The 17,591-nt window shown below is 72.5% G+C and carries 16 protein-coding genes; 5 read left to right on the plus strand and 11 right to left on the minus strand.

The features are described 5' to 3' along the window. Positions 1-54: 54 nt before the first annotated feature. From K7640_RS12255 to K7640_RS12290, 8 genes are all read right to left on the minus strand, one after another. Positions 55-477: a metal-sulfur cluster assembly factor gene (locus K7640_RS12255; RefSeq protein ID WP_222954900.1), complete on the minus strand. Its 423-nt coding sequence runs from the start codon at positions 475-477 to the stop codon at positions 55-57. Beyond that, positions 474-947, minus strand: a complete 474-nt coding sequence (gene sufU, locus K7640_RS12260) for a Fe-S cluster assembly sulfur transfer protein SufU (protein ID WP_222954901.1) — start codon at positions 945-947, stop codon at positions 474-476. The genes K7640_RS12255 and sufU overlap by 4 nt, the downstream gene beginning before the upstream one ends. Next, entirely contained in the window at positions 947-2,251 is a 1,305-nt protein-coding gene (locus K7640_RS12265) for a cysteine desulfurase (protein ID WP_222954902.1), read from the minus strand. The genes sufU and K7640_RS12265 overlap by 1 nt, the downstream gene beginning before the upstream one ends. 13 nt (positions 2,252-2,264) lie before the next feature. Continuing rightward, the gene (sufC, locus tag K7640_RS12270; protein ID WP_222954903.1) at positions 2,265-3,038 is read right to left on the minus strand and encodes a Fe-S cluster assembly ATPase SufC; all 774 of its coding nucleotides are present in this window, start codon (positions 3,036-3,038) and stop codon (positions 2,265-2,267) included. After that, positions 3,038-3,364, minus strand: coding sequence for a non-heme iron oxygenase ferredoxin subunit (locus K7640_RS12275; RefSeq protein WP_222954904.1), 327 nt, complete (start codon positions 3,362-3,364; stop codon positions 3,038-3,040). Before K7640_RS12275 ends, sufC begins: the two co-directional genes overlap by 1 nt. Further along, a complete protein-coding gene (gene sufD, locus K7640_RS12280; RefSeq protein ID WP_222954905.1) occupies positions 3,364-4,506 on the minus strand; it encodes a Fe-S cluster assembly protein SufD in 1,143 nt (380 codons plus the stop codon). The genes K7640_RS12275 and sufD overlap by 1 nt, the downstream gene beginning before the upstream one ends. A gap of 91 nt (positions 4,507-4,597) precedes the next feature. Then, positions 4,598-6,028, minus strand: coding sequence for a Fe-S cluster assembly protein SufB (gene sufB / locus K7640_RS12285; RefSeq protein WP_222954906.1), 1,431 nt, complete (start codon positions 6,026-6,028; stop codon positions 4,598-4,600). Next, the gene (locus K7640_RS12290) at positions 6,025-6,774 is read right to left on the minus strand and encodes a helix-turn-helix transcriptional regulator (RefSeq protein ID WP_374198083.1); all 750 of its coding nucleotides are present in this window, start codon (positions 6,772-6,774) and stop codon (positions 6,025-6,027) included. Before K7640_RS12290 ends, sufB begins: the two co-directional genes overlap by 4 nt. Positions 6,775-6,872: 98 nt before the next feature. Between K7640_RS12290 and K7640_RS12295 the strand changes: the two genes are divergently transcribed. Together K7640_RS12295 and K7640_RS12300 are read left to right on the plus strand one after the other, a co-directional pair. Continuing rightward, positions 6,873-7,835 carry a heme A synthase gene (locus K7640_RS12295; protein ID WP_374198084.1) on the plus strand — a complete coding sequence of 321 codons (963 nt, stop codon included), beginning with the start codon at positions 6,873-6,875 and terminating at the stop codon, positions 7,833-7,835. Between the two features lie 70 nt (positions 7,836-7,905). Then, positions 7,906-9,573, plus strand: coding sequence for a right-handed parallel beta-helix repeat-containing protein (locus K7640_RS12300; protein WP_222954908.1), 1,668 nt, complete (start codon positions 7,906-7,908; stop codon positions 9,571-9,573). A gap of 235 nt (positions 9,574-9,808) precedes the next feature. Here the strand turns inward: K7640_RS12300 and K7640_RS12305 are convergent, their stop codons facing one another. From K7640_RS12305 to K7640_RS12315, 3 genes are all read right to left on the minus strand, one after another. Then, positions 9,809-10,735, minus strand: coding sequence for a RimK family alpha-L-glutamate ligase (locus K7640_RS12305; RefSeq protein ID WP_222954909.1), 927 nt, complete (start codon positions 10,733-10,735; stop codon positions 9,809-9,811). Between the two features lie 6 nt (positions 10,736-10,741). Beyond that, positions 10,742-11,071: a hypothetical protein gene (locus K7640_RS12310; RefSeq protein ID WP_222954910.1), complete on the minus strand. Its 330-nt coding sequence runs from the start codon at positions 11,069-11,071 to the stop codon at positions 10,742-10,744. A gap of 260 nt (positions 11,072-11,331) precedes the next feature. Beyond that, entirely contained in the window at positions 11,332-12,291 is a 960-nt protein-coding gene (locus tag K7640_RS12315) for a heme o synthase (protein WP_222954911.1), read from the minus strand. A 254-nt stretch (positions 12,292-12,545) separates the two neighbouring features. Here K7640_RS12315 and tkt point away from each other — a divergent pair, with 254 nt between their 5' ends. The 3 genes from tkt (at position 12,546) to K7640_RS12330 (ending at position 17,589) form a co-directional block, all read left to right on the plus strand. Further along, positions 12,546-14,684, plus strand: a complete 2,139-nt coding sequence (tkt, locus tag K7640_RS12320) for a transketolase (RefSeq protein ID WP_222954912.1) — start codon at positions 12,546-12,548, stop codon at positions 14,682-14,684. 15 nt (positions 14,685-14,699) lie between these two features. Next, a complete protein-coding gene (gene tal / locus K7640_RS12325; protein ID WP_222954913.1) occupies positions 14,700-15,878 on the plus strand; it encodes a transaldolase in 1,179 nt (392 codons plus the stop codon). 73 nt (positions 15,879-15,951) lie between these two features. Further along, a complete protein-coding gene (locus K7640_RS12330; RefSeq protein ID WP_222954914.1) occupies positions 15,952-17,589 on the plus strand; it encodes a glucose-6-phosphate isomerase in 1,638 nt (545 codons plus the stop codon). The last annotated feature ends 2 nt before the right edge of the window (positions 17,590-17,591 follow it).

Consider the following 17,591-nt stretch of genomic DNA (forward strand, 5'->3'; position numbering starts at 1 on the left):
AGCGCGGCACCCGCCAGGGGTGCCGCGCTCGACGAGCGACCGGAAGACGCCGGGTCAGACGTTGAAGCCGAGTGAGCGGAGCTGGTCGCGCCCCTCGTCGGTGATCTTGTCCGGCCCCCACGGGGGCAGCCAGACCCAGTTGATCCGGATGTCGTCGACCAGCCCGCCACCCGGACCGGTGGTCAGCGCCTGCCGGGCCTGGTCCTCGATCACGTCGGTCAGCGGGCAGGCCGCCGAGGTCAGCGTCATGTCCAGCGTGGCCACGTTGTCGTCGCCGACGTGCACGCCGTACACCAGGCCCAGGTCGACCACGTTGATGCCGAGCTCCGGGTCGACGACGTCCTTCATCGCCTCCTCGATGTCGGCGATCATGGCCTTGCTGGCGCCCGCCGGCGCGGTGGCGGCGTCGCCGCCGGCCACCGGGGTCACGGCGTCGCCGGTCTCCGACGTCGCTTCGGTAGCGGTGTTCTCGCTCATGCCTTCACCTCCGGGCTCACGCCCACACCGGCGCGTGCCGCGGCGTCCTTGAACGCCATCCACGGCAGCAGCGCGCACTTGACCCGGGCCGGGTAGCGGGCGACACCCGCGAACGCCACCCCGTCACCGAGTACGTCCTCGTCCGGCGTGACCTGGCCACGGCCGGACATCAACTCGACGAACGCCTCGTGCACGGCGAACGCCGCACCGGCGTCCCGGCCGCGCAGCAGCTCGTGCAGCACGCTCGCCGACGCCTGGCTGATCGAGCAGCCCATCCCGTCGTAGGAGACGTCGTGCAGCACCGCGCCGTCGGTGGCCACCCGGACGGTGACCTCGTCGCCGCAGGTCGGGTTGACGTGGTGCGCCTCGGCGACCTGGTCGGCCGGATCCTCGGCGGCACGCAGGCCGCGACCGTGCGGGTGCTTGTAGTGATCCAGGATGATCTCCTGGTAGAGCGACTCAAGCTGCATCAGTCGAACACCTTCCGCGTCCGCTCCAGGCCCGCCACCAGGGCGTCGATCTCCTCGGTGGTGGTGTACAGGTAGAACGACGCCCGGGTCATGGCCGGTACGCCGAACCGGGCGCACACCGGCTTGGCGCAGTGGTGGCCGACGCGCACCTGCACGCCGAGCGAGTCGAGCACCTGCCCGACGTCGTGCGGGTGCACGTCGCCGAGGGCGAAGGAGATCGTCCCGCCCCGGCCGACCGGCACGGTCGGGCCGAAGATCCGCAGACCGGGCACGGTGGCCAGGGCGTCCAGCGCGTACGCCGTCAGCTCCTTCTCGTGCCACTGGATCGCCGGCATCCCCACGCCGGAGAGGTAGTCCACGGCCGCGCCGAGCGCCACCGCCTCGGCGATCGGCGGGGTGCCCGCCTCGAACCGGGCCGGCGGGGCGGCGAACGTCGTCCGCGCCATGGTCACCGTCTCGATCATCGACCCGCCGCCGAGCACCGGGGGCATCGCGGCGAGCAGCTCGCCCCGGCCCCAGAGCACGCCGATGCCGGTCGGGCCGCACATCTTGTGGCCGGTGAAGACGATGAAGTCGGCGTCGAGGTCGACCACGTCGATCGGCATGTGCGGCACCGACTGGGAGCAGTCGAGCAGCAGCAGCGCCCCCACCTGGCGGACCCGCTCGGTGATCCGCGAGGTGGCGTTGACGGTGCCCAGGATGTTGGAGACGTGCACCAACGAGACGATCTTGGTCCGCTCGGTGACCAGGTCGTCCAGGCCCGACTCGTCCAGCCGGCCCTGCTCGGTGACCGGGAACCAGCGCAGGGTCGCGCCGGTGCGCTCCGCGAGCAGCTGCCACGGCACGATGTTCGAGTGGTGCTCCATCTCGGAGATCACGATCTCGTCGCCGGGCCCGAGCCGGAACCGCGGGTCGGCGTCCGCGCGCAGCGATGCGTTGGAGAACGCGTACGCCACGACGTTGATCGCCTCGGTGGAGTTCTTGGTGAACACCACCTCGTCCACGCTCGGCGCGTTGACGAACCCGGCGATCTTCGCCCGGGCGCCCTCGTACGCCTCGGTCGCCTCGGTGCCCAGGGTGTGCACCGAGCGCGACACGTTGGCGTTGTGCCGCGCGTAGTGCTCGTGCAGCACGTCGAGCACCTGGCGCGGCTTGTGCGAGGTGTTGGCGCTGTCGAGGTAGACCAGCGGGTGCCCGTTGACCTCCCGGTCCAGGATCGGGAAGTCGGCCCGCACCCGCGCCACGTCGAAGCGCGGCACGTCGCCGTACTGCGGCATGCCCGCCGGGATCGCGATGGAGGTCATCTCAGGCTCGCTCTCAGGCCCGGGCCGAACCGGCCCCGGCCGCGTACCGCTCGTAGCCCTCTTCCTCGAGCTTGTCGGCCAGCTCGCGGCCGCCCTGCTCGACGATCCGGCCGGCGACGAAGACGTGCACGAAGTCGGGCTTGATGTAGCGCAGGATCCGGGTGTAGTGGGTGATCAGCAGCAGGCCGGTGTCGCCGTTGTCGCGGACCCGGTTGACGCCCTCGCTGACCACGCGCAGCGCGTCCACGTCGAGGCCGGAGTCGGTCTCGTCGAGGATGGCCATCTTCGGCTTGAGCAGCTCAAGCTGCACGATCTCGTGCCGCTTCTTCTCACCACCGGAGAAGCCCTCGTTGACGTTGCGCTGGGCGAACGCCGGGTCCATCTGCAGGCGCTCCATGGCGCCGCGCAGCTCGCCGCCCCAGGTGCGCAGCTTCGGCGCCTCGCCGTCGATGGCGGTCTTGGCGGTACGCAGGAAGTTGGCCACCGACACGCCGGGGACCTCGACCGGGTACTGCATGGCCAGGAAGAGGCCGGCGCGGGCCCGCTCGTCGACGGACATGGCCAGCACGTCCTCGCCGTCGAGGGTCACCGAGCCGCCGGTGATCTCGTACTTCGGGTGGCCGGCGATCGAGTAGGCCAGCGTCGACTTGCCGGAGCCGTTCGGGCCCATGATCGCGTGGGTCTCACCGGACCGCACGGTCAGGTCGACCCCGTGCAGGATCGGCTTGAGCTCACCCTCGGGCAGCTTGACCGACACCTTCAGGTCGCGGATCTCCAGGGTGCTCATCAGGGGGTCACTCCATTGCTCGGCGTCATGCTGACGTAGACCTCACCGTCGCGGACTTCGACGGGATAGACGGGTACGGGTTCGGTGGCGGGCAGCCCGGTGGGCTCGCCGGTACGCAGGTCGAAGCGGGAGCCGTGCAGCCAGCACTCCAGCGTGCAGCCCTCGACCTCGCCCTCGGACAGCGCCACGGCGGCGTGCGAGCACTCGTCGTACACGGCGTAGAAGACGTCGTCGTCGCCGTGCACGATCGCGAGCCGGGTGCCGTCCACGTCGGCGCTGATCGCGGTGCCCTTCGGCACGTCGTCGGTCGCGCAGATCCGGATCATCAGGCGCCGGCCTTCGCCAGCCGGGCCTCGATCGCGTCGCCGAGCCGCTCGCGCAGCTCCTCGACCGGGATCTTGTTGATCAGCTCGGCGAAGAAGCCACGGACCACCAGCCGGCGCGCCTCGCCCTCCGGGATACCCCGGGCCATCAGGTAGAACAGCTGCTCGTCGTCGAAGCGGCCGGTGGCGCTGGCGTGGCCGGCGCCGGCGATCTCGCCGGTCTCGATCTCCAGGTTGGGCACCGAGTCGGCCCGGGCGCCGTCGGAGAGCAGCAGGTTCCGGTTGATCTCGTACGTGTCGGTGCCGGTCGCCTCGGCCCGGATCAGCACGTCGCCGACCCAGACCGTGTGCGCGTCGTCGCCCTGCAGGGCGCCGCGGTAGCCGACGTAGCTGCGGCAGTCCGGCACGTTGTGGTCGACCAGCTGCCGGTGCTCCAGGTGCTGGCCGCCGTCGGCGAAGTAGACGCCGTACAGCTCGGCCTCGCCGCCCCGGCCGGTGTATTCCACGCTGGTGTTCTGCCGGACCAGGTCGCCGCCGAGGCTGACCTGGATGTGCGACACCGTGGCGTCCCGGCCCAGCTTCACCTTCAGGTGCTGGGCCTGCACCGCGTCGGCCGCCCAGTCGGCAACCGTGACCAGGTTGAGCTTCGCGCCGTCGGCGACGGAGACCTCGACGTTGTCGGCGAGCGTGGCCGAGCCGAGGTGCTCCACCACCACTGTCACCTCGGCGAAGCGCCCCACCTCGACGAAGGTGTGCCCGAGGGCCACCCCGTCGGCGCCGTCACCGACCACCCGCAGGCGCACCGGCGCGTCCACCACGGCGTCCGGGGCGACCTGCACCAGCAGCGCGTCCGCGGCACCGCCGTAGGCCAGCGCGCTTACCCGGTCCACCGGAGTGAGCACGCTGCCCACCCGCGGATCGTCCTTCGCGATGCGCGTCACGGTGACGCCGGAGGGCAGCTCGCCGTACTCGTGCCGGACCGTGCCGGTCGCGGCCAGGTCGCCGCCCACCAGGCCGCGCAGGCGCTTGAGCGGGGTGAACCGCCACTCCTCCTCCAGGCCGGTGAGGGCCGGGAAGTCGGCGACATCGTACGAGCGGAGCGCCTGCGACTTGGTGCTGGGCGGCGCGGAAGCCTGGGTAGTCATCTCTTCCTTGGTCTGTCTGTTCCGGGACGACGAGGTCTGGTCCTGGCGCGGCGGGCCGGGGTTCCCGGCCCGCCGCACGAGCGGGGCGGCGTCAGCCGACCGCGCCCTCCATCTGGAGCTCGATCAGGCGGTTGAGCTCCAGCGCGTATTCCATCGGGAGCTCCTTGGCGATCGGCTCGATGAAGCCGCGCACGATCATCGCCATCGCCTCGTCCTCGCTCAGACCGCGGCTCATCAGGTAGAAGAGCTGGTCATCGCTGATCTTGGAGACGGTCGCCTCGTGTCCCATCGCCACGTCGTCCTCGCGGATGTCGACGTACGGGTAGGTGTCCGAGCGGGAGATGGTGTCGACCAGCAGCGCGTCGCACTTGACCGTGCTGCGGCTGTGGTGCGAGCCCTCCAGCACCTGCACCAGGCCCCGGTAGGAGGTCCGGCCGCCACCCCGGGCGATCGACTTCGACACGATGGTCGAGGAGGTGTGCGGCGCGGCGTGCACCATCTTGGCGCCGGCGTCCTGGTGCTGGCCCTCGCCGGCCATGGCCACCGAGAGCACCTCGCCCTTGGCGTGCTCGCCGGTCATGTAGACCGCCGGGTACTTCATGGTGACCTTGGAGCCGATGTTGCCGTCGACCCACTCCATGGTCGCGCCCTCGTGGCAGACGGCGCGCTTGGTGACCAGGTTGTAGACGTTGTTCGACCAGTTCTGGATGGTCGTGTAGCGGCAGCGGGCGTTCTTCTTGACCACGATCTCGACGACCGCGCTGTGCAGCGAGTCCGACGAGTAGAGCGGCGCGGTGCAGCCCTCGACGTAGTGCACGTACGCGCCCTCGTCGACGATGATCAGGGTCCGCTCGAACTGGCCCATGTTCTCGGTGTTGATCCGGAAGTACGCCTGCAGCGGGATCTCCACGTGCACGCCCTTCGGCACGTAGATGAACGAGCCGCCGGACCACACGGAGGTGTTCAGCGCGGCGAACTTGTTGTCGCCGACCGGGATCACCGTGCCGAAGTATTCCTTGAAGACGTCCTCGTGCTCGCGCAGCGCGGTGTCGGTGTCCAGGAACAGGACGCCCTGCTCCTCGAGGTCCTCACGGATCTTGTGGTAGACGACCTCGGACTCGTACTGCGCCGCGACGCCGGCGACCAGCCGCTGCTTCTCCGCCTCGGGGATGCCCAGCCGGTCGTAGGTGTTCTTGATGTCCTCCGGCAGGTCCTCCCAGCTGGTGGCCTGCTTCTCGGTGGACCGGACGAAGTACTTGATGTTGTCGAAGTCGATCCCGGTGAGGTCGGCGCCCCAGGCCGGCATCGGCTTGCGGCCGAACAGCCGCAGGCCCTTCAGGCGCAGGTCGAGCATCCAGGCCGGCTCGTTCTTCTTCGCCGAGATGTCCCGCACCACCGCCTCGTTCAGGCCGCGCTGGGCGGCGGCCCCGGCGACGTCGGGGTCGGCCCAGCCGTACTCGTAGCGACCGAGGGCGGCGAGCTGCTCCTCCTGGGTCAGGGGCTGGACGATCTGCTCGGTCATTTATCTGTCCTCACAGTGGTGACGGTGTTACCGGACTGGGCACGCGGCTGGGCCGGGATGTGCGTGGTGCACACCCCGTCGCCGTGCGCGATGGTGGCCAGGCGCTGCACGTGGGTGCCGACCAGACGGGAGATGACCGCCGTCTCGGCCTCGCACAGCTGGGGGAACTCGGCGGCCACGTGCGCCACCGGGCAGTGGTGCTGGCAGAGCTGGCCGCCGGAGGCGATCGTGGACGCGTTGGCAGCGTAGCCCTCGGCGGTCAGGGCGTCGGCAAGCGCCTCCGCCCGGGCCAGCGGGGAGTCCCCGGCGTCCTCCATGGCGGAGCGGCAGCGGTTCTCCAACGCGGCGACCTGCTCGGCGGCGAACGCCTCGACCGCCCGCGCTCCCCCGCTGCGGGCGATCCAGCGCAGCGCGGCGGTGGCCATGTTGTCGTAGTGGTGGGTGCCGCAGCGCACCCGGGCCGCGTCGGTCAGCAGGAACACCTTGGCCGGGCGGCCCCGGCCCCGGCTGCCCCGCACCGCCTGCTCGCGGGCGACCACGTCACCGTCGGCGAGCATCGCGTCGAGGTGCCGGCGGATCGCCGCCGGGCTGAGCCCCAGCGCCGAGCCGAGTTGGGCGGCGGTGGTCGCCCCCCGCTCCAGCAGCAGCTGGGTCACCCGGTCCCGGGTGGAGAGGTCGGCGGACGCCGGGACGCCGGCGACCGAACTGGTCACCGGCCCTCCGGAAGGCGCCGCCACGTTTTTCACAACGGCAACGTTACGTAATTCGCTCCAGGCCCGCAAACCCGGGGTCCGGTGATCCCGACCACCGGCTCGGCGGAGTCACCCGATCGGGATCAACTACGGTGCGTAGGATTCGCACCGTGAAGCGATCCGTCCGGTTGCCGGCCTCCACCACCCTGCTGCGCCGCCTGGCGCTCGCCTCGATCATCGCGAACGTGGCGATCGTGGTCACCGGCGGGGCCGTCCGGCTCACCGCCTCCGGCCTCGGCTGCCCCACCTGGCCCCGGTGCACCGACGACTCCTACACCACCACGCCCGAGATGGGCGTGCACGGGGTGATCGAGTTCGGCAACCGGCTGCTCACCTTCGCGGTGGGCCTCATCGCGCTGGCCGTGGTGCTCGCCGTGCTGGCCCACCGGCCCCGCCGCCGCGGGCTGCTGCCGCTGGCGGTGGGCGTGCTGCTCGGCATCCCGGCCCAGGCGGTCATCGGTGGCATCACCGTGCTCACCAACCTCAACCCGTGGGTGGTCGGGCTGCACTTCCTCGCCTCGATGGTGGTGATCGCCGCCGCGTACGCGCTCTGGCGGCGCGTCGGGGAGCCGGACGGGCCGGTGACCCCGACCGTGCCGGCGCCGCTGCGTACCCTGGCCTGGCTCACCACGGTGGTCAGCGCGGCGGTGCTGGTGGTCGGCACCTGGGTGACCGGCAGCGGCCCGCACGCCGGCGACCACGGCGCGGCCCGCAACGGCCTGGACCCGGCGACGATCTCCCAGGTGCACGCCGACGGCGTCTTCCTGCTGATCGGCCTCTCGGTGGCGCTGCTCTTCGCGTTCCGCGCGGTCGGCGCGCAGCGCGCCGCCCGGGCCGCCGGGGTGCTCCTCGCGGTCGAGCTGGGCCAGGGGCTGATCGGGTTCGTGCAGTACTTCACCAACCTGCCCGCGCTGCTGGTCGCCGCGCACATGCTCGGCTCCTGCCTGGTGCTGCTGGCCACGCTCGGCGTGCTCTGGGCCACCCGGGAGCGGCGCCCGGCCACCCCGCCGGCCCCGGCCGCGCCCGCCGCCGAGCCGGTGGGCGCCGCCGCCTGAGCCGGGCGTTACCGCCCGGCGGGAGCGGGAAAGCGGCCCGGACGGACCGTACGCCCGAGGGGAGCACCCGGTGTCGCGCAAGGGCCTTGCCACGACCACCCCGCAGCGGCTGACCCCGGTGGCCGGCGCGCCGCTGTGGTGCGACGCCCGCGAGTTCGGGCTCACCGGCGACGGGGTGACCAACGACCAACCGGCCCTGGCCGCGCTGGTGGACCACCTCGGCGCGGGATACGACGCCGACGGCCGGGCGCGGGTGATCTACTGCCCGCCGGGCCTGTACTCGATCCGCGACGCCGGCACCGTCTGGCGCAGCGGCGTCTCGCTGATCGGCGCCGGCCCGGCGGCGACCCGGTTCCTGCTCAGCAACGAGGGCAACCGCGCCGCCCCGGTCCCGCTCGCCTACTGGACCACCGTGCAGCACGGCGCGGACCGGGACCGGCACATCACCGACTGCACCTTCGCCGACTTCGAGATCGACGGCGCCGGGGTGGGCCAGACCGGGTACGACTACCTGGCCAAGGGCCTGGGCCTGCAATACGTGGTGCGCGGCGTGTTCCGCAACCTCTACATCCACCACACCGGGGCGACCGGTCTCGGCTGCGACTTCCTCCAGGACAGCCTGATCGACGGGGTGGTCACGGTGGGCTGCGGCCGGCTGGACAACGGCCTGCAGATGGGCGGGGCCGGGATCGGCGTCGGCATCGGCGGCTGGGGCGACGTGGAGCGGCTCACCATCGCCAACTGCACCACGGTCGGCAACGGCACCAACGGCATCTTCCTGGAGCTGCAGAAGGACTACTGGGAGCCGCCGCGGGGCATCCGCATCATCGGCTGTCACAGCCAGGCCAACCGGTTCGGCATCTCGGACTGGGGGGCGGACGGGCTGATCGTCTCCGGCTGCACCATGACCAACAACCTGGAGGCCAGCTTCGACGTCTCGGCCAACGGCACCGCCGGGGTCGCCGGGCGGGGCGGCCTGCTCACCGGTTGCGTGCTCGACTGCAACGTCGGCGACGGCATCAGCATGGGCAACACCCCCGGCCCGTACACGGTGCAGGGCAACCGGATCAGCCGCAACGGCGGGTACGGCTACCACGAGCACGACCTGGGCCACGGCTACCGGGGCGCGGCCAGCGACGTGGTGATCCAGGACAACGACATCCGGGAGAACGCGCTGGACGGGATCCGGGTCGACCGGCCGATGCGCGACGCGTCGATCGTCGGCAACCGGATCCGGGACAACGGTCGCCGGTCCGCGCCGGCCCACCGGGGCGCCGGCGACGCGGTGCGCTACGGCCCGCGCGAGGTCACCGACGGCGCGGCGGACTGGCCGGCCGGCGGGCACCGGGGCAAGGTCGTCCGCAGCGGCTCCCGGGACGCGGTGGTGGCGGACAACACCGGCAACCAGCTCTCCCTGGCCGAGGTACGCCCCGACGGCACGACGGCCTGGAACGAGGCCACGCCGTCGCCCGGCTCGGCGTACGAGCTGCCGGACGGGTCGGCGGACCACGCCGGGATCGCGGTGGCCGCCCCGTTCGACTCGGCCACGGTGCGCGGCAACCGGATCTGGCACCGGGACGCCGACACCCAGGCGTACGGGCTGTGGGTCACCGAGGCGGGGAGCTGCGTGTCGTGCGCGGTCGAGGACAACGACCTCGCCGGGTCGACGGCGGCGCTGCGGCTGGACACCCCGCCGATCGGCGGTCGCTGGGACCGCAACCACACCGACCGCGACTGAGCCGGCGCCTCAGCCGGCCTCGGCGGCGAAGGCCAGGACACCCCCACCCGCCGCATCTCGGCCCATCCCCGAGCGAGGACACTCCCACCCGCCGCATCCGGGCCAGGGCACCCCGACTCGCCGCATCTCGGCCCGTCCCCGGGCCAGGACACCCCGACCCGCCGCATCTCGGCCCGTCCCAGGGCCAGGACACCCCCACCCGCCGCATCTCGCCCGGGGACGCGACGCCGCGCGGTCAGGCCCGGCGGGCCAGGTGGGCCTGGTGGGTGGCGATCGCGTCGGCGAGCCGGTCCGGGGCGCCGTCGGCGTACCCGACGAACAGGCTCGGCTCGGTCAGCTCCAGCTCGACCAGCACGGGCGCGCCGTCCGGGCCGGGGATCAGGTCGACCCGGGCGTAGAGCAGCCGGTCGGTGCCGCCCGGCACGGCGGCCAGCACCCGCTCGGCGACGGCGCGCTGCTCCGGGGTGGCGGTGCGGGCGTCGATCCGCTCCTCCTTGTAGAGCTCGGGCTCGCCCCGGTCCGGGCCGGTGAGCATCGGGCCCTTGCGGATGGCGTGGCTGAAGGCCAGCCCGTCCGGTCCGGCGAGGAAGAGCAGCGCGGTCTCCCCGGCGGTGTCCACCGCGTCGAGGTAGGGCTGGACCATGGTGACCCGGCCGGCGGCGGAGAGCCGCCGCACGTGCGCCTCGGCCAGCTCGCGGTGCTCCGGGTCGGCCATGTCGTACCGGCCGGTGTCCTGGCTGCCGGCGCTGACCGCCGGCTTGAGCACGTACTCGCCGTCGGCGGGCGGCGTCCAGTCCTCCCCGGGCGCGACCCATTCGGTCGGCACGGTGGCCGCCCCGGCGGCGGACAGTTCGGCCAGGTAGCGCTTGTCGGTGTTCCAGGCGACCACGTCGGCCGGGTTGACCAGGGCCGGCACGGTGCGCGCCCAGGCGACGAACTCGTCGCGGCGCAGCGCGTAGTCCCAGGGCGAGCGGAGCACGACCAGGTCGTAGGCGGACCAGTCCACGGCCGGGTCGTCCCAGACGGCGACCTCGGCGGCGATGCCACGGGCGGCGAGCGGGGCCAGCACGAGCCGGTCGTCGGGGTCGAGGTCGGGCAGCGCGGCACAGGTGACGAGAGCGACCCGGGGTTCCCCCCGGGTCGACTGGTGGTGGTCTGTCACTTTATGTCAACGGGCCATCGTGCGCCGGGCCATCGACCGCCAGAGGTCGTTGCTCGGGCGCATCTGGTCCATCAGCTCGCGCTCCCAGGCGTTCTCCACGGTCACGCCGGCCTTGGCGCATGCCTCCCGCGCGACGACGGTGTCGTCCGCGAACTGGTCACCCCACACGCCGTCCTCGCCCACGAGGACGATCCGGGCACCGCGCTTGCCGACGTACTCGATGACGGCCTTGGCGCCACCGTGCCCGGCGGCGAAGGACCGGAGGCCGGCGACCAGGCCGTTGGGGGCCTGCGCGCTCTGCTCGGCCGTCAGCGTCGAATCGGAACCATCTGCCATGACGCGAAGCCTATGCACCATCGCCACCGCAGGAGGGTGAACCGTGTACGAATTGTGATGCCAATTACCTACGGGTTTACCGGGGAGCATCGGTGAATTGCCCGGACAGGTCGGAAATTACCGGGCGAAACGGTCGGGCGACTTCGCCCTGATGTGTCCGGGTTGTAACGACGGAGCGTGACCGAGAACAATTCCTCATTCACGTTCACCTCGGGCGCGTCGCGCCCCCGGCGACCGCCGATGAGCTGGGAAAACGCGGCTCAGATGAGCGCGTCGAGGGCCACCGCGGCGAAGACGATGGTCAGGTACGTGGTCGACCAGTGGAACAGTCGCATCGGCTTCTCCGCCTCACCCCGGCTCACCCGGCGGCAGAGCCGGTGCGCCTCGAGCAGGAAGAACCCGCCCACCACCGCCGTGGGTACCCCGTAGATCGCGCTCATCCCCAGCGGCCAGAGCGCCAGCGAGGTGGCCACGGTCAGCCAGGCGAAGATCAGGATCTCGGCGTTTACCCGGCGCGCGGAGGCCACCACCGGCAGCATCGGGATGCCCGCGCGGGCGTAGTCGGCCTTGTATTTCATCGCCAGCGGATAGAAGTGCGGCATCTGCCAGAAGAAGACCACCCCGAACAGCACCCACGCCTGCGGCGCCAGCGACCCGGTCACGGCGGCCCAGCCGATCAGCACCGGCGCCGCCCCGCAGGCCCCGCCCCAGAACGTGTTCGCCGTGGTGGTGCGCTTGAGCCAGAGGGTGTAGACGACGTCGTAGTAGACGATCGCGGCCAGGGTCAGGGCGGCGGCCAACAGGTTGGTGAAGGCCACCATCAGCGCGATCGAGACCGCCGCCAGCACCAGGCCGAAGACCAGCGCGGCGCGCGGCGACACGGTGTGCGCGGGCAGCGGGCGCCGCTTGGTGCGCCGCATCAACTGGTCGATGTCCCGGTCGATGTAGCAGTTCAGGACGCTGGCCGCGCCGGCCGCCAGGGACCCGCCGATCAGCACCACCGCCATCAGCCACAACGACGGCAGGCCGCCGTCGGCCAGCATCATCGCCGGCACGGTCGTCACCAGCAGCAGCTCGACGATGCGGGGCTTGGTCAGCGCGACGTACGCGGCCACCACGGCCCGCACGTCCCGCCGGGCGACCGCCGACGCCTCGGGCACCGTGCGCACCGGCGGCTGCCCGGCAGGGTTGCTGACGGGGCGCTCGGTGATCGTGCTCACGGATTGCCACCTTCCGGCGTCGGCGGGGAGATCGGTCACGCGCCCGCGTCGCGGGCCCGCACACCGGCACACACACTACGCGTCGTCGTTTTCGCTGCCCGGGCGACCCGACCGGGGTGCGGGCCGTCACAGTGAACGCGGCACCCCACCGGAACGTACTAGACAGCGTGCACAGATCCCCGGGCGGACGTTTAGGCACGCTCGATAGGGTCATCAGTGAGGGTTCCGCCCATCTGCCGAGGAGCACAACCATCGTGGCTGCCAAGCGATCCGAGCAATCCGCTCTCAACTGGTCCGACCTCGACCGCCGCGCCGTGGACACCGTACGCGTGCTGGCCATGGACGCCGTGGAGAAATCCGGCAACGGCCACCCCGGCACGGCGATGAGCCTGGCCCCGGCGGCCTACCTGCTGTTCAACCGGGTGATGCGGCACAATCCGGCCGACCCGAACTGGGCCGGCCGCGACCGGTTCGTGCTCTCCGCCGGGCACTCCAGCCTCACCCTCTACATCCAGCTCTTCCTCTCCGGCTACCCGCTGAGCCTGGAGGACCTGAAGGCGCTGCGGCAGTGGGGCTCGCTCACTCCGGGCCACCCGGAGCACGGGCACACCCCCGGGGTGGAGACCACCACCGGCCCGCTCGGGCAGGGCCTGGGCAACGCGGTCGGGATGGCGATGGCCGCCCGCCGCGAGCGCGGCCTGTTCGACCCGGACGCCGAGCCGGGCACCTCCCCGTTCGACCACCACATCTGGTGCATCGCCTCCGACGGCGACATCGAGGAGGGCATCAGCCACGAGGCCAGCGCGCTCGCCGGCCACCAGCAGCTCGGCAGCCTCTGCCTGATCTACGACGACAACGAGATCTCGATCGAGGACGACACCCGGATCGCCAAGAGCGAGGACGTGGCCGCCCGTTACGAGGCGTACGGCTGGCACGTGCAGACCGTCGACTGGCGGCGCGGCGACGCCGACCAGGGCGACTACCACGAGGACGTGGAGGCGCTCTACCAGGCGCTGCTGGCCGCCAAGGCGGAGACCGCCCGCCCCTCCTTCATCGCGCTGCGCACCATCATCGGCTGGCCCGCGCCGAACAAGCAGAACACCGGCAAGATCCACGGCTCGGCGCTGGGCGGCGAGGAGGTGGCCGCCACCAAGCGGATCCTCGGCTTCGACCCGGACAAGACCTTCGACATCGACGAGGAGGTCCTCGGCCACGCCCGTCAGGTGCTGGGCCGCGGCGAGGCCGCCGAGCAGGAGTGGACGAAGGCGTTCGACGCGTGGGCCGGCGCCAACACCGAGCGCAAGGCCCTCTACGACCGGATGACCACCCGTACCCTGCCGCGGGGCTGGACCGACGCGCTGCCCACCTTCCCGGCGGACGCCAAGGGCGTGGCCACCCGGGCCGCCTCCGGCAAGGTGCTGGAGGCGCTCGCCCCGGTGCTGCCGGAGCTGTGGGGCGGCTCGGCCGACCTGGCGGAGAGCAACAACACCACCATGAAGGGTGAGCCGTCGTTCGTCCCGGCCGCCCACGCCACCAAGGATTTCCCGGGCGACGAGTACGGCCGCACGCTGCACTTCGGCATCCGCGAGCACGCCATGGGCGCGATCCTCAACGGCATCGCCCTGCACGGCGGCACCCGCCCGTACGGCGGCACCTTCCTGGTCTTCAGCGACTACATGCGCCCGTCGGTGCGGCTCGCCGCGCTGATGAAGCTGCCGGTGACCTACGTCTGGACGCACGACTCGATCGGGCTCGGCGAGGACGGCCCGACCCACCAGCCGATCGAGCACCTGACCGCGCTGCGGGCCATCCCCGGCCTGGACGTGGTCCGCCCGGCCGACGCCAACGAGACCGCCTGGGCGTGGCGGCAGGCGCTGGAGCACACCGACCGGCCGACCGCGCTGGCGCTGAGCCGGCAGGCGCTGCCCACCCTCGACCGGCAGGAGTACGCCGGCGCCGAGGGCACCGCCAAGGGCGGGTACGTGCTGGCCGAGGCGTCCAACCGCAAGCCGCAGGTGATTATCGTCGGCACCGGGTCCGAGGTGCAGCTCTGCCTGACCGCCCGGGAGCGGCTGGAGGCCGAGGGCACCCCCACCCGGGTGGTCTCCATGCCCTGCCAGGAGTGGTTCTTCGCGCAGGACGAGGCGTACCGGGAGTCGGTGCTGCCGCGCGGGGTAAAGGCACGGGTGAGCGTGGAGGCGGGCATCGCCATGTCGTGGCGGGCGATCGTCGGCGACAGCGGCGAGTGCGTGAGCATCGAGCACTACGGCGCGAGCGCGCCCTACACCGTGCTCTTCGAGCAGTTCGGGTTCACCCCCGACCGGATCGTGGCCGCCGCGCACGCGGCGCTGACCCGGGTGGGCGACATCACCGGTTTCACGACCGGCAACTGAGGGAGCGTGGACGGCATGACGGACAGGCTGAAGGATCTCACCGCCGCGGGCGTGGCGGTCTGGCTCGACGACCTCTCCCGGGTACGACTGAGCTCCGGCGGGCTGGACCAGCTCCGCCGGGAGCAGCACGTGGCCGGGGTGACCACCAACCCGACGATCTTCGCCAAGGCGCTGAGCGACGCCGACGAGTACAACTGGCAGCTGCGTGACCTCGCCACCCGTGGGGTGGACGTGGAAGAGGCGGTCCGGATGCTCACCACGTACGACGTGCGCTGGGCGTGCGACGTGATGCGCCCGTCGTACGACGGCAGCAACGGCGTGGACGGCCGGGTCTCCATCGAGGTCGACCCGCGGCTGGCCCACGAGGCGGAGAAGACCGTCGCCGAGGCCAAGGCGCTGTGGTGGCTGGTGGACCGCCCCAACCTCTTCATCAAGATCCCGGCGACCGAGGACGGCCTGCCCGCGATCACCGCGACCCTGGCCGAGGGGATCAGCGTGAACGTCACGCTGATCTTCGGGCTGGACCGCTACTCCCAGGTCATGGAGGCGTTCCTGGCCGGCATGGAGCAGGCGAAGGCGAACGGGCACGACCTGTCCAAGATCGGTTCGGTGGCGTCGTTCTTCGTCTCCCGGGTCGACACCGAGGTCGACAAGCGGCTGGAGAAGATCGGCTCCGACGAGGCGAAGGCGCTGCGCGGCAAGGCCGCCGTGGCCAACGCCCAGCTCGCCTACGAGCGCTACAGCCAGGTCTTCTCCTCCGACCGGTGGCAGGCCCTCGCCGACGCGGGCGCCCACCCGCAGCGGCCGCTGTGGGCCTCCACCTCGACGAAGAACCCCGACTACCGGGACGTCATCTACGTCGAGGAGCTGATCGCCCCCGGCACCGTCAACACCATGCCGGAGGCGGTGATCCACGCCTACGCCGAGCACGGGGAGACCCGCGGCGACACCATCACCGGCTCGTACGACGCGGCCCGCAAGGTCTTCGCCGACCTGGAGTCGGTCGGCGTCGACATGGCCGACGTGATCGCGACCCTGGAACGCGAGGGCGTGGAGAAGTTCGAGGCGAGCTGGCTGGAACTGATCGACGGGGTGAAGAAGTCGCTGGCCGAGGCGGCCCGGGGCGCCGGTCGCCCCAACGAGGCCGCCACCGGCAACGCGCGGGCCGCCGAGGCGGCCGGGGGCAACGCGTGACGATGCGTGGTGCGGGCGCCCCGGGGACTCCCGGGGCGCCGCCCGTCGTCGCCCCACCGGCGCGGTGGCGGACGTGACCGAGCAGCTGGCCGGCGTCGAGGCGGCGGCCGGGCTCGCCGTGCACCGGGCGGCCGGGGTCGACCCGGGCGCCACCCGGGACGCGCTGCTCGCCGCCGGCGTACCCGGCCGGCTGGCCGCCCAGGACCCCACCCTGTGGGGGCCCGCGGCCGAGGCGACGGCCCGGCAGCGGCTCGGCTGGCTGGACACCCACCGGCGCAGCCGCGAACTGCTTCCCCAGCTCGCCGAGCTCACCGCCGAACTGGCCGACCTCGACCACGTGGTGCTCGCCGGGATGGGCGGCTCCTCGCTGGCCGCCGAGGTGATCGCCCGGACCACCGGCCGGCCGCTGACGGTGCTGGACACCACCGACCCCGGCCAGGTCCGGGCGGCACTGACCGGCCGGCTGGACCGGACCGTGCTGGTGGTCGCCAGTAAGTCCGGCACGACCGTGGAGACCGACAGCCACCTGCGCGCGGCGTGGCAGGCGTTCCTCGACGGCGGGGCGACCGAGGCGGAGGCGGCCCGGCACGTCGTGGTGGTCACCGACCCGGGTTCCCCGCTGGAGGCCACCGCCGCCGAGCTGGGCGTGCTGGCCATCCTCGCCGACCCCGACGTGGGCGGCCGATACTCCGCGCTGACCGCGTACGGGCTGGTGCCGGCCGCGCTGATCGGGGCGGAGGTGCCCGCGCTGCTGGACGAGGCGGAGGCGTTCGCCGGCTCGCTGGCCGGGGACCGGGACAATCCCGCGCTGGCGCTCGGCGCCGCCCTGGCCGCCGCGGCCGGCGCGGGCCGGGACCGGATCGCCCTGGTCTCCGACGGCTCCGGCCTGGACGGCCTCGGTGACTGGGTGGAGCAACTGCTCGCCGAGTCCACCGGCAAGGGCGGCCGCGGCCTGCTGCCGGTGGTGGTGGAGTCGCCGGACAGCCCGGGGGCCACCGGCGACGGCGTGCTGACCGTGACCTACGGCGGGTCGCTGGCCCCGGGGGTGGTGCCGGGCGGCGGCGTCGCGCCCGACCTGGCGGTCAACGGTCCGCTCGGCGCCCAGTTCCTGGCCTGGGAGTACGCCACGGCGGTCGCCGCGGTGACGCTCGGCGTCGACCCGTTCGACCAGCCGGACGTGGCCGCGGCCAAGGAGAACACCGCGCGCATCCTGACCGAGGGCGCGCCGGCGGAGGAGCCGGCGTTCGTCGAGGGCGCCGTCGAGGTGTACGCCCCGGTGGGCGGCCCGCCCGACCTGACCGGCGCGCTGCGCTGGCTGCTCGACGGGGTGCCCGACGACGGCTACCTCGCCGTGACGGCGTACCTGGACCGGTGCGCCGACGCGCAGGCGGCCCGGCTGCGCCCGCTGCTGGCGCGGGCCACCCCGGCGCCGGTCACCTTCGGGTGGGGGCCGCGGTACCTGCACTCCACCGGCCAGTACCACAAGGGCGGTCCGGCGGTCGGGAGCTATCTTCAGGTGACCGGCGCGGTCACCGATGATCTGCCGGTGCCCGGCCGCCCGTACACCTTCGCGCAACTCCAGGCGGCCCAGGCCGCGGGCGACCGGCAGGCCCTGGCCGGCCGGGGTCGCCCGCTGCTGCGCCTGCACCTGACCGACCGGGCGGCGGGCCTCGCCCAGCTGCTCGCACTGGCCGGACGGACACTGACGTGACG

Source organism: Micromonospora sp. PLK6-60 (assembly GCF_019890675.1).
In the GTDB taxonomy this organism is placed as follows: domain Bacteria; phylum Actinomycetota; class Actinomycetes; order Mycobacteriales; family Micromonosporaceae; genus Micromonospora.

Coding starts and splice junctions, on each gene's coding strand:
- K7640_RS12255 (WP_222954900.1), bottom strand. CDS start 477: ATGAGCGAGAACACCGCTACCGAAGCGACGTCGGAGACCGGCGACGCC.
- sufU (WP_222954901.1), bottom strand. CDS start 947: ATGCAGCTTGAGTCGCTCTACCAGGAGATCATCCTGGATCACTACAAG.
- K7640_RS12265 (WP_222954902.1), bottom strand. CDS start 2,251: ATGACCTCCATCGCGATCCCGGCGGGCATGCCGCAGTACGGCGACGTG.
- sufC (WP_222954903.1), bottom strand. CDS start 3,038: ATGAGCACCCTGGAGATCCGCGACCTGAAGGTGTCGGTCAAGCTGCCC.
- K7640_RS12275 (WP_222954904.1), bottom strand. CDS start 3,364: ATGATCCGGATCTGCGCGACCGACGACGTGCCGAAGGGCACCGCGATC.
- sufD (WP_222954905.1), bottom strand. CDS start 4,506: ATGACTACCCAGGCTTCCGCGCCGCCCAGCACCAAGTCGCAGGCGCTC.
- sufB (WP_222954906.1), bottom strand. CDS start 6,028: ATGACCGAGCAGATCGTCCAGCCCCTGACCCAGGAGGAGCAGCTCGCC.
- K7640_RS12310 (WP_222954910.1), bottom strand. CDS start 11,071: ATGGCAGATGGTTCCGATTCGACGCTGACGGCCGAGCAGAGCGCGCAG.
- tal (WP_222954913.1), top strand. CDS start 14,700: ATGACGGACAGGCTGAAGGATCTCACCGCCGCGGGCGTGGCGGTCTGG.